This is a genomic window from Methanospirillum sp. (genome assembly GCF_035560735.1).
Taxonomy (GTDB): domain Archaea; phylum Halobacteriota; class Methanomicrobia; order Methanomicrobiales; family Methanospirillaceae; genus Methanospirillum.
Genome location: NZ_DATMYY010000309.1, coordinates 16814 through 28642, shown reverse-complemented (window position 1 = coordinate 28642; position 11829 = coordinate 16814). Strand labels below are relative to the sequence as shown.

Genomic DNA, 11829 nt, shown 5'->3' with positions numbered 1-11829 from the left:
GTTTATCGACAACTTCCTTCTATCTAATCAACTTAAAATTATCCATTTTTTTTAAGAATGAGAGAAGGAAAGAGATTATACCTCAATGAGATCTATTTCTCTTATCCGGCTCCCTAAAAAAGACCGGGTTTTGAGATCCCGCACATTCATTGATGTGCAGGGGAGATACCTCATGAATTTGAAACGTCCTAATTCCAATGAAGCCGTAGGCACGGTAACCCGTTCGAAAGACGTTGTGCCCATGTCGGGGATGTGTTCCCGGTGTGTTGACGGATGTAAAGGTGCCTGTGATATCTGGCTAGCATCATTCCGCGGCCGTGAAGTTCTGTATCCCGGGCCTTTTGGTGAGGTCACTGCAGGGGCAGACAAAGACTACCCGATTGATTATTCACATCTGAATATTCAGGGCTATGCTGTCGGGGCAAACGGGCTGCCCGAAGGTGTATCTGCAAATCCAGATACGGCTGTTTTCGATGATGTTAACACCGAGGTTGAGTACGGGTGGGACATCAAAATAAAGATGAAAGTTCCGATCTTCACCGGTGCACTGGGTTCCACTGATATTGCACGAATCAACTGGGAGCACTTTGCGGTTGGTGCAGCCATATCAGGGATAACCCTGGTCTGTGGAGAAAATGTCTGTGGAGTTGATCCCCAGTTAACCCTTGGGTCAGATAAAAAAGTGGCATCCTCTCCAGAAATGGATCGTCGCATCAATACGTACAAGAAGTTCCATCAGGGTTATGGAGAAATTCTCGTACAACTGAATGTCGAAGATACCAGGCTTGGGACAGCAGAGTATGTTGCATCTAAACATAATCTTGAGACGATCGAGCTCAAGTGGGGTCAGGGTGCAAAGTGCATTGGAGGTGAGATTAAGGTAAAGGATCTTGCACGTGCCCAGGAGCTCAAAAAGCGTGGATATATTGTTCTTCCTGACCCGACACGTTCAGATGTCCAGGCATCATTCAAGGCTGGAGCTATCAAAGAATTTGAACGCCACTCAAGGCTTGGCTTTGTTTCCAAAGAAGGATTTCTTGAGGAAGTGGATCGCCTCCGTGGAATCGGATTCAAGAGAGTGACCCTGAAGACTGGGGCATACTCAATGAAAGAACTCGCGATGGCCATCAGATGGAGTTCGGAAGCAAAGATAGACCTTCTCACAATTGATGGAGCTCCGGGTGGCACAGGTATGAGCCCGTGGCCGATGATGAATGAGTGGGGCATTCCTACCTTCTACATTCAGTCTCTGGCATACCAGATGGCATGCGATCTCCAGAAGAAGGGAATGCGGGTACCTGACCTCGCTATCGCAGGTGGATTTGCTGACGAAGCAAATGCGTTCAAGGCTCTTGCCATGGGTGCACCGTATTTCAAAGCTGTTTGTATGGGTCGTGGCCTCATGATTCCGGGAATGGTAGGAAAGAACATTGAGAAGTGGCTCAAAGCCGGTGAACTTCCAAAGAGTATCTCTAAATATGGTTCAACGGTCCCGGAGATCTTTGTTGCATACGAAGAACTCAAAGAAAAGTTCGGCTCCAAAATGGACCAGATACCGCTCGGAGCACTAGGAATCTACACATATTCACAGAAGTTCAAGACCGGGATGTCACAGATTATGGCCGGAAGCCGTAACTTCTCGTTTAAGTCGGTCTCCCGAAGAGATCTCATGGCTCTCACTCCTGAAGCTGCAGAGGTATCAGGTATTCCGTATGTGATGGAAGCATATCGGGATGAAGCATGGGATATTCTTCTCCAGTAATTTCAGGTAATACTTTATTCTCCTTAAAGGAGAATTCCATTTTTTAGCAAAAAAAGGGATAATACAGTGTTACTTTAAGGAGACTGTTTCAGATTCCCCGCTCTCAAAATTTAAGACTGGGGAGGGGTCGTCTGTCTGGTTGTGAAACAGAACTTTGCAAGTACATCTATTACTTTTATTGAAATTCCTGCACCAAGTTCTGGCTCCAATGACTCAAGCCAGACGAAGAAACCCACCTTTGGAGGGGTTTTTCGTTCAAATTTAAAACACCCCTGCCCATCAAATACCATCTTGTAGTACTCCTTCTTCTGCTTCAGCCTGAAGTAAATGAGAGGAGTATAATCTGGCAGATCGGCAGCCAGGATCATCTTGGAAAACTGCTCATTAATATCCTCAGCAGAGAGGTTCTTATCTTTGTATGTGAACCGGTAATGTTCACAGAGTCGTTTGATTGTGGATGGATAGAGTCTCCCGAAGAGGATCTTTTTTACAAGGGTAGCTGTCCTGTAGGGTGATGGAAATGCGGGCATGTCATCTCCTTCTGGCAGATGGGTAAAGACCCACTCGCGCTCCAGGTCATGGAAGGTTTTGTATGACAGAGGGTTTGCAAGCTCAAGACTTGTGGCCCTGACTGTTTTTCCGGCTGGAAGAACCGGTTTCATTGTATTTTTATTCCAGGTTCCGGAGATGTGGGATCTGAATGTTTCACATGCCTGAGTGCAGATTGAGAGATGCTCCTCAGAACCGAGGACTTTTCTGCCACCTTTGTAGTTTGTAAGAGGGAAAGAGGTTATCAGGATGAAGGTGACCGCCTTTTGATTGAAAAGGTAGCGAATCATCTGTTTTTTGTAATAAATCTCCTGCATAAAATCCTTGAGATCGGATGGTGATGTAACTACCTCCACAAAAACCAGTGAATTATCAGATTTGATTAGTAAGAGGTCGAATTCTGCAAGATCTTGTCCGTTTCCTCGAAGTGTGATATCCCCGTTTCGTGAATAGAAGAACCCATCCTGCCCAAGTGCCGGGATCTCTTTCTTACCTCTGACATCTGCTCCTTTCAAAACTACTGCCTTGATGGCATTTGTCCTGGTGGCAAGATCAAGAAAGAGTTCATATGAGATCATCTCAAACCATCGGCCTTCCGCTGACCTCATGTATGAGATCTCTTCTGAGAAGAGATTCTGTCTTTCAATCCGTGAAAGATGTCTAACAGCCCTTATTGCATGCTCCTTTTTTGGTTGACAGAGTTTTTTATTCTCTTCTATCCATTGGCTGAGTTCATCCATGATGCCCAGCCTGTATTAGCCATATTGGTACCACTCAGTATCGCTCCTGAAAAAACGGAATCTCTGAGTACCTATCGACTTCAGGATCAAGGGACTCCTTCAGCTATATTGATGTATGAACAGTGATTCCAGTAGAACTGTTTATCTGCTCCAGCATATAAGTTATTCACGCGCCACCCTGCATCTCGTTGTTTGGGGGGTTTATCCCGGTTTCAGATCAGTCTGACGATGGTGATCAGTTCTGAAACATGAAAGGATAAGCAAACCTTTATCCCTTATTGCAGCCTCTTTATGATGCTACAAGAGAGATGAGAAAGGGGGTTCGTAGCTCAGTTTGGCAGAGCGCCTGGCTTTTAACCAGGTGGTCGGGGGTTCAAATCCCCTCGAGCCCGTTCCACTTGCAGTTGTGGTTTTTTCGTGCACAGATTTTTTAATCGAATTGTTGTAGCAATCGAGGGGGTATGGCGTTGAACGCCGAGCTGAATGTACTTAAGCATGAGATGGTACCAGAGCACAGTATCACGAGCGATGAGGATGTCAAAGCGCTCTTTTCTAAGTATAATATCGGGCAGGAACACCTGCCCAAGATTTATCATGACGATCCGGCAGTGCTTGCCATAGGGGCCCGGATCAATGATGTCATCAAGATCGTTAGAAAGAGCATGACCGCTGGTCGTGCAGAGTCCTACCGCCAGGTAGTAAAGAGACCCAAGAAGTGAGCCTGGGGCTGATCTTTTGATTGATAGGAGCATCCTTTCACAGGCATATTTTGCCCGGGACCATGTAGCCCGGCATCAACTGGATTCGTACAATTATTTTCTGACTCATAATCTGCATAAGGTTGTTGAAGAACAGCGGATCATTGAAACAGATATTGAGTCACGGGGTAAAGGAAACGAACCAGTATCGGTTGAGCTTGGAGATTTGAAAATATTACGTCCTCTTGTACGGGAAGCAGACGGATCGCAGTCTGAACTATTCCCTGGAGAGGCACGGCTCCGCAATATTACATATGCGGCACCGATTCAGTTAGATCTCACCCTTATCCAGGGTGGAGTCCGTCAGGAACCGGTGACTGCAACCATTGGGCAGCTTCCGATCATGGTTGGTTCAGTTGCATGCAACCTGTCAGGTCTGACTGAAGAGGAGCGTGTGACTCATGGAGAGGATCCACTTGATCCCGGGGGCTATTTCATAGTCAACGGAACTGAGCGTGTGCTGATGACGCTTGAAGATCTTGCCTCAAACAAGATCATGACCGAGTACACCGAGAGGTACAACGAGCGTATCTACGTAGCCAAGGTGTTCTCTCAGTTCAGGGGTTATCGTGCACTTGTGGTTGTTGAGCGTAACCGCAAGAACCTTCTTGAGGTTACATTCCCGTCAGTTGCCGGGCACCTCCGGTTTGTGGACCTGATGCGGGCACTCGGGATGACCAGCGATGCAGAGGTTGTCAAAGCAGTCTCGACCGATGAAGAAATTCTCACCTTCATGATGCAGAACCTTGAAGAGAGTGAATGCGACTCGGTTGAATGTGGAGTAATGTACGTTGGTAAAAAGCTTGCACCAAACCAGACACGTGATTATCAGAAGAAACGTGCAGAGTTCGTGCTTGACAACTACCTGCTTCCACATCTCAATTACATGATGCCGCGGTTTGTGCATGAAGAGGATGAGGAGCAGATGAAGATCGTACGTTCAGTCAGGCTTGCAAAGGCCCACTTCCTTGGACGTATGGCTGAAGCCTGCTTCGATCTTGTTCTTGATCGCAGACGTATTGATGACAAAGATCATTACGCAAACAAGCGGCTCAAACTCGCTGGTGACCTGATGGAGGATCTCTTCCGTATCTCACTGAACAGGCTTACCCGTGATATCAAATATCAGCTTGAGCGTGCCAGCATGAGACATCGTGATCTCTCTATTGCAACCGCTGTCCGTGCTGATGTGCTGACTGAACGCCTGCTCCATCCGCTTGCCACTGGTAACTGGGTTGGAGGTAGAACTGGTGTATCGCAGCTGCTTGACCGGATTGATCACATGAGTGTCCTCTCACACCTCCGGCGTGTTATTTCTCCGCTCTCACGTTCCCAGCCTCACTTCGAGGCTCGTGATTTGCACCCGACTCAATGGGGTCGGATCTGTCCGAGTGAAACTCCTGAAGGTCCGAACTGTGGTCTGGTCAAGAACTTTGCCCAGATGGTCGAGATCAGCAAAGGAGTATATGATGATGAAGAGATCATCAGGATGCTCTACGGCCTTGGTGTCGAGCAGATCAGGGGTGAAATTCAGTGATAGAGACAAAATCACGTGTGTTCGTAGACGGAGCACTGATCGGCCTTGTTGATGATCCAAAGGGTCTGGTCCAAAAGATCAGGACTATGCGCAGGCAGGGAGTCATCTCAACAGAGGTGAACTGTTCGCACAAGGAGTTCAACGGCGATATTATCATTCATACTGATCGCGGGCGTGCCCGCAGGCCGTTGATCGTTCTTCAGGATGGAAAGCCACTGATCACCGAGGAAGATCTCCAGAAACTGAAGAACAAGGAGATCGCATTCCTAGATCTGATCACCAGTGGTGTCATTGAGTTTGTCGATGCTGAAGAGGAAGAGGATCTCTTCATTGCAATGACTCCTAATGATATCACGCCGAATCATACTCATCTTGAGATTGATCCATCGCTAATTCTCGGTATCGGGGCAGCACATGTTCCGTTCCCTGAGCACAATGCATCCCCACGTGTTACGATGGGAGCAGGAATGGTCAAGCAGGCGCTCGGGTTTGCCAACGCCAATATGAAACTCCGGCCTGATACCCGTGGTCACCTGCTTCATTATGTCCAGAAACCTCTCGTTTATACCCAGACATCTGAAGGAATTGGATCTGACGACCGGGCCGCAGGTCAGAACTTTGTGGTTGCTATCCTTTCGTACGAAGGGTACAACATTGAAGATGCACTCATCTTCAATAAGGCCTCAATCGACCGTGGTCTTGGCAGATCCCACTTTTTAAGAACATATGAAGGTGAGGAACGCCGGTATCCGGGAGGTCAGATAGACCGCATTCAGGTACCTGATGAGGATGTCGTCGGTGCCCACGGTGCCGACTATTATGCAAACCTGGATGACGATGGTATCATTAACCCTGAGACAGTCGTCAATGAGAAGGATGTCATTATTGGCAAGACTTCTCCACCACGTTTCCTTGAAGAACCAAGTTCTGAACTGATAACGGTTGAGAAACGGCGTGATACCTCTGTTACCATGCGAAGCAATGAACATGGTATCGTTGACACTGTTATCCTGACTGAAGGAGAGAACAACTCCAAACTTGTCAAGGTCAGAACCCGTGACCTTCGTATCCCCGAAGTCGGTGACAAGTTTGCATCTCGTCACGGGCAGAAAGGAGTCGTCGGACTCATCACTCCGGCAGTGGACATGCCGTTTACAGAATTAGGGATGCAGCCTGATCTGGTCATCAATCCGCATGCTATCCCATCGCGTATGACTATCGGACATATGCTTGAGATGCTTGGTGGAAAGGTGGGTTCACTTGAGGGTCACCGTGTCAATGGAACCGCCTTTTCAGGTGCCCGTGAAGAAGATCTCCGCTCTTCTCTCAAGGCATTTGGATTCTCACACACTGGCCGCCAAGCTATGTGGGATGGAATCACCGGACGGAGATTCCAGGCAGACATCTACATTGGTGTCATCTACTACCAGAAACTCTACCACATGGTATCCTCGAAGATGCATGCACGTTCACGCGGTCCGGTTCAGGTGCTGACCCGTCAGCCAACCGAAGGTCGTGCCCGTGAAGGAGGTCTTCGTTTTGGTGAGATGGAACGTGATGTGATGATCGGACATGGAGCAGCAATGGCTCTGAAAGAGCGCCTGCTTGAAGAGTCCGATAAGGTCACCGAGTTTGTCTGTGCCAACTGCGGTATGGTGGCAATGCTCGACCGGAAGATGAACATCACCCGTTGCCTCAATTGTGGCAATGAGACAGACATTTACCCTGTTGAGATGAGTTACGCATTCAAACTCCTCCTCGATGAGATGAAGAGTATGATGATTGCGCCCCGTCTCAATCTTGAGGATGTCGTATAAGGAGGAGTGAAATGCCAAGCCCAAAACGAATTGGAAGGATTGAGTTCGGTCTCCTCTCCCCGAAAGAGATCCGCCAGATGAGTGTCCGTAAGATCATATGGGCAGACACCTATGATGATGACGGGTTTCCGTATCCACAGGGTCTTATGGATCTTCACCTCGGTGTCATCGACCCAGGTCTTCGATGTAAGACCTGCAGCCAGAAGGCTGGTGAATGTCCCGGCCACTTTGGTCACATCGAACTCGCTAAACCTGTCATCCACGTAGGATATACTCGTCTGATCAGGAAACTGCTTAGGGTTACCTGCCGTGAGTGTGGTCGCCTCCTCCTCTCACCCGAAGAGATCGAGAAGATCATGGGTCCTGAAGATGAGAGCAGTGGTGACTCTCTCTCTGAAAAGGATGTTAAAAAGGAGCGTATCTGCCCACACTGTGGAGAACAGCAGCTTAAAATCAACTTTGAAAAACCAACCACGTTCGCCGAAGTCACAACCGATGATCGTGGCAAAAAAGTTGAGAACAAACTGACTCCTGCAGATATCAGGGCACGACTTGAAAAGATCCCGGACGAGGATCTGATTCACCTCGGCATCGAGCCTTCGGTAGCACGGCCTGAGTGGACCATCCTCACCGTGCTTCCTGTTCCACCGGTTACGATGCGCCCGTCCATTATTCTGGAGAACGGTCAGCGGTCAGAGGACGATCTGACTCACAAACTTGTGGATATCATCCGTATCAACCAGCGGTTCAAAGAGAATCAGGATGCCGGTGCACCACAACTGATCATAGAGGATCTCTGGGAACTGCTTCAGTACCATGTCACCACGTACATGGACAATGAAGTCGCAGGATGTCCGCCTGCACGTCACCGGTCAGGACGGCCACTAAAAACCCTCTCTCAGCGTCTCAAAGGAAAGGACGGTCGTTTCCGTGGAAGTTTGTCTGGTAAACGTGTCAACTTCTCTTCACGTACCGTTATATCCCCAAGCCCAAACCTTTCGGTCAACGAAGTTGGTATTCCACTTAAGATTGCCAACGAGATGACCATCCCTGTTCAGGCTACCATATACAACATAGATGAGCTTCGCCAGATCGTCAAAATCGGTCCTGAAAGACCCTGGGTGAAGAGTCCGTGCGGAGCCAACTATGTCATCAGACCTGACAAACGGCGTATCAGGCTTGTGAAAGGGACCGGAACAGAAGACGGAAACCTTGAGTTTGTCTCTGAACAGATTGAACCCGGATGGATTGTTGAGCGTCACCTTCGAGATGGCGACATTGTGCTCTTCAACCGTCAGCCGTCCCTTCACCGAATGTCCATCATGGCCCACTGGGTCAAACTGATGGACGGGAAGACGTTCAGACTCAACCCTGCAGTCTGTCCACCATATAACGCAGATTTTGATGGTGATGAGATGAACCTGCACATCCCGCAGACCGAAGAGGCCCGGGCAGAGGCAGCAATGCTTGCAAGTGTGCAGGAGAATATTCTCTCACCGCGTTTCGGCGGTCCAATCATCGGTGGAATCCATGACCACATCTCCGGGATCTTCCTGCTCACACATGAGCTCAGATGGTTTACCAAGGGTGAGGCGATTGATCTCCTCAAGAATAACCGTGTTGATCGCCTTGGAGAACCTGGTAAGGTTGAGGACGGTGTAAACTACTGGAGTAATAAGCAGGTCTTTTCCAGGATTCTCCCAAGCGATATGAACATGGTCTTCCAGGCATCTTCTTGTAAGAACTGTGAACAATGTCTGAAAGAAGAGTGTGACCGTGATGCATATGTTCAGATCCGCGATGGTGACCTTGTATCTGGTGTTATTGATAAGCGTGCCGTCGGTGCATTCGATGGCGCAATCCTCCACCGGATCATCAGGCAGTATGGAAATTCACGTGCAGCCCAGTTCATTGATGATGTGACCAGGCTCTCAATCCGTGCAATCATGCATGACGGGTTTACATTCGGCATTGATGATGAAGATCTTTCCAAGAGTGACTACGGTCAGATCCGTGAGGTACTTGCCCAGGCTTCTGAAGATGTGGATCGAAGGATCAAGATCTTTGAAGAGGGCCAGCTCGAGCCGATGCCAGGCCGAACTCCTGAAGAGACCCTTGAAATGCAGATCATGCAGGTGCTTGGAAAGGCCCGTGATAATACTGGTGAGATTGCAGGTCGTCACCTTGGTCTCTCTAACTCAGCAGTGGTCATGGCTGTTTCAGGGGCCCGTGGTTCGATGCTCAACCTGACTCAGATGGCAGGTTGTGTCGGACAGCAGGCAGTTCGTGGTGAGCGTATTATGCGAGGGTACGAGGACCGTACTCTTCCGCATTTCAAGAAGAATGAACGCGGAGCAATGGGTCACGGATTTGTCATGAACAGTTACAAATCTGGTCTTAATCCGACTGAATTCTTCTTCCATGCAATCGGAGGTCGTGAAGGTCTTGTGGATACTGCAGTCCGTACTTCACAGTCTGGTTATCTACAGCGGCGTATGATCAATGCATTGCAGGATCTCAAAGTTGCGTACGACGGGTCAGTCCGGACAACCGGAGGTCGTATTATCCAGATTGAGTATGGTGAAGACTCAACCGACCCGATGAAGAGTTCATTTGGTGAGCCTGTGGATGTCGAGGGTATCGTTGGTAACATCCTCAAGGAGGAGATCTGATGATGGGTGAACTTCCCGATATCTCATCCGAGGCTGCCAAGGCGGTGCTGAAATATTTTGAAGAGCACCGGGTAAAGCGGAAGTTTCCAGAGGATGTCCCTGACCATATCAGAGAAATTCTCATGGAGATGGTCGAATGGGTGATGAAGGAGGAAGAAGGTGCTGAGGATTCCCTTCTTGATGACCAGGCTTTCATCGCCAAAATGGAGGATCTCATCCATGCAGAGAAGTTCTATGAGTGGCTTAATGACCGCTTTTACCAGTTGACTCTGCAGGATCAGGAATCGGAGAGTGAGGTTCAGGATGAAATACTTCCAGTCGTTGAAGGCGAAGTAATCATCACCCCGATCCGTAAGACCAAACTCACAAACCAGGACAAGAAGGCAATCGAGATCAGGGAATTCTTTGCAGATCATATCCTGACCGTAGAGAAGATTCCAGAAATTCCTGAGCGGATTGAGAAACTCCTGAAAGAACAGATCAAAGAGTTCAAGAAAGACGAGAACCCGAACTTCAGGCTCACCCAGAAACAGTATAATGTATTCCTCACTGAGCAGCTGAAGCAGGGTAATTTCGAGAACTGGCTGGTCCAGGCATATCCGTTACCTGCAGATCTCGGCAAAGGTGACATCCCGGTCCGTCGTGAAGAACCTGTTGAAGAGATGAAGATCCCTGAATGGGTTGATCTCTCCCGGTTTGAAGCACTTGACCGGTTTCAGCAGGATAAGTTCAGGGAACTGCTTCGCGATCACCTTCCACGGATTGAAGATCTTCTGGAGCACCCAGAGTCTCTCACCAGAATCAATAACCGGTTCTTCAATATCCTGGAACCCAACCTTCCTCACCGAACCAACACCGTTCTTGCAAAGATCATCATCAAGCGCGAGATTGAAGGCATTGAATCTCCGCATCGGATTATAACAGAGGAACAGTTCTCTGCTATCATGGCCCAGGTAATCAAGGAGTATAAACATACCCGGATTGAGCCGTGTGAAGCTGTGGGAATTGTGGCTGCACAGTCCATTGGTGAGCCAGGTACCCAGATGACCATGCGTACCTTCCACTACGCAGGAGTGGCCGAGATCAACGTTACCCTGGGTCTTCCCCGTCTCATTGAGATCATGGATGCCAGGAAGGAGCCATCCACGCCAACGATGACAATCTATCTTCGTGAGGGGTATGCTGCTGATCGTGACAAGGCCAGGCAGGTCTCATGGCAGATTGAAGCAGCTCCCCTTCAGGAGTTTGGTGACATCACCACTGATATGGCAAAGATGCAGATCGTTGTTCACCTGAACAAGCAGGTCTGTGATAAGAGGAAAATATCGGTCAAGGAGATCCTTGAGGCAGGACCGAAGAAGATCCGTGAGCGTCGCCACTACCGTGACTTTGATCATGAGATTGATGAGGCAAACGCGATCATAGTTTTCCTTCCCAAGGATCGTGGGAGTTATCAGAACCTCTTCCAGCTCAAGGAGCATGTTCGTAACGTCATCGTTCAGGGAATCGATGATATCGAGCGTGTGGTGGTCAGGAAAGAATCCGGCGAGTACATCCTCTACACCGAAGGTTCAAACCTGAAAGATGTATTTGCAGTTCGTGGTGTGGATACGTCACGAACTCGGACCAACAACATCAACGAGATCTCCCAGGTGCTTGGTATCGAGGCAGCCCGCAATGCCATCATCAATGAAGCCCTTGCAACTCTTGGTGAGCAGGGTATCATGGTCGATGTCCGTCACATCATGCTCGTTGCAGATATGATGTGTATGGAAGGCGAGGTAAAGCAGATCGGACGTCACGGTATTGCAGGAGAGAAGGAGAGTGTCCTCTCCCGTGCAGCATTCGAAGTGACTGTCAATCACCTCCTTGATGCAGCGGTAGCTCATGAAGCAGATGTTCTCTGCGGAGTTACTGAGAACGTCATTGTCGGTCAGCCGATTCAGCTCGGGACCGGGGATGTTAAATTAGTAGTACGGCATAAAGTATAGGGT

Annotated in this window: 7 protein-coding genes and 1 tRNA gene; 7 read left to right on the top strand and 1 reads right to left on the bottom strand. The window is 48.8% G+C overall.

The window, feature by feature from the left end:
* Positions 1-172: 172 nt before the first annotated feature.
* Positions 173-1762 carry an FMN-binding glutamate synthase family protein gene (locus VN429_RS09145; protein WP_325632399.1) on the top strand — a complete coding sequence of 530 codons (1590 nt, stop codon included), beginning with the start codon at positions 173-175 and terminating at the stop codon, positions 1760-1762.
* Positions 1763-1872: 110 nt separating this feature from the next.
* On the opposite strand, the gene VN429_RS09140 is transcribed toward VN429_RS09145, so the two are convergent.
* On the bottom strand, positions 1873-3051 hold the full coding sequence (locus tag VN429_RS09140; protein ID WP_325632397.1) for a hypothetical protein: 1179 nt from the start codon (positions 3049-3051) through the stop codon (positions 1873-1875).
* A gap of 318 nt (positions 3052-3369) precedes the next feature.
* Between VN429_RS09140 and VN429_RS09135 the strand changes: the two genes are divergently transcribed.
* The 6 genes from VN429_RS09135 to rpoA2 all read left to right on the top strand — a co-directional run bounded on the left by VN429_RS09135 (position 3370) and on the right by rpoA2 (position 11826).
* Positions 3370-3443 (top strand) — tRNA-Lys (locus VN429_RS09135).
* A gap of 75 nt (positions 3444-3518) precedes the next feature.
* Positions 3519-3770 (top strand): DNA-directed RNA polymerase subunit H, encoded by a 252-nt coding sequence (locus VN429_RS09130; RefSeq protein ID WP_325632409.1) that lies wholly within the window; start codon positions 3519-3521, stop codon positions 3768-3770.
* A gap of 16 nt (positions 3771-3786) precedes the next feature.
* Positions 3787-5346: a DNA-directed RNA polymerase subunit B'' gene (locus tag VN429_RS09125; RefSeq protein ID WP_325632394.1), complete on the top strand. Its 1560-nt coding sequence runs from the start codon at positions 3787-3789 to the stop codon at positions 5344-5346.
* Complete coding sequence (rpoB, locus tag VN429_RS09120) at positions 5343-7163, top strand: DNA-directed RNA polymerase subunit B (RefSeq protein WP_325632392.1); 1821 nt, start codon at positions 5343-5345, stop codon at positions 7161-7163. The genes VN429_RS09125 and rpoB overlap by 4 nt, the downstream gene beginning before the upstream one ends.
* 11 nt (positions 7164-7174) lie before the next feature.
* Positions 7175-9835 (top strand): DNA-directed RNA polymerase subunit A', encoded by a 2661-nt coding sequence (locus VN429_RS09115; protein WP_325632390.1) that lies wholly within the window; start codon positions 7175-7177, stop codon positions 9833-9835.
* Positions 9835-11826: a DNA-directed RNA polymerase subunit A'' gene (rpoA2, locus tag VN429_RS12590; RefSeq protein ID WP_414675301.1), complete on the top strand. Its 1992-nt coding sequence runs from the start codon at positions 9835-9837 to the stop codon at positions 11824-11826. The genes VN429_RS09115 and rpoA2 overlap by 1 nt, the downstream gene beginning before the upstream one ends.
* Positions 11827-11829 lie beyond the last annotated feature (3 nt).

What these genes read in the sequence shown, in the direction of transcription:
- VN429_RS09145 (WP_325632399.1), top strand. Translation starts at nt 173, where the DNA reads ATGAATTTGAAACGTCCTAATTCCAATGAAGCCGTAGGCACGGTAACC.
- VN429_RS09140 (WP_325632397.1), bottom strand. Translation starts at nt 3,051, where the DNA reads ATGGATGAACTCAGCCAATGGATAGAAGAGAATAAAAAACTCTGTCAA.
- VN429_RS09115 (WP_325632390.1), top strand. Translation starts at nt 7,175, where the DNA reads ATGCCAAGCCCAAAACGAATTGGAAGGATTGAGTTCGGTCTCCTCTCC.
- rpoA2 (WP_414675301.1), top strand. Translation starts at nt 9,835, where the DNA reads ATGATGGGTGAACTTCCCGATATCTCATCCGAGGCTGCCAAGGCGGTG.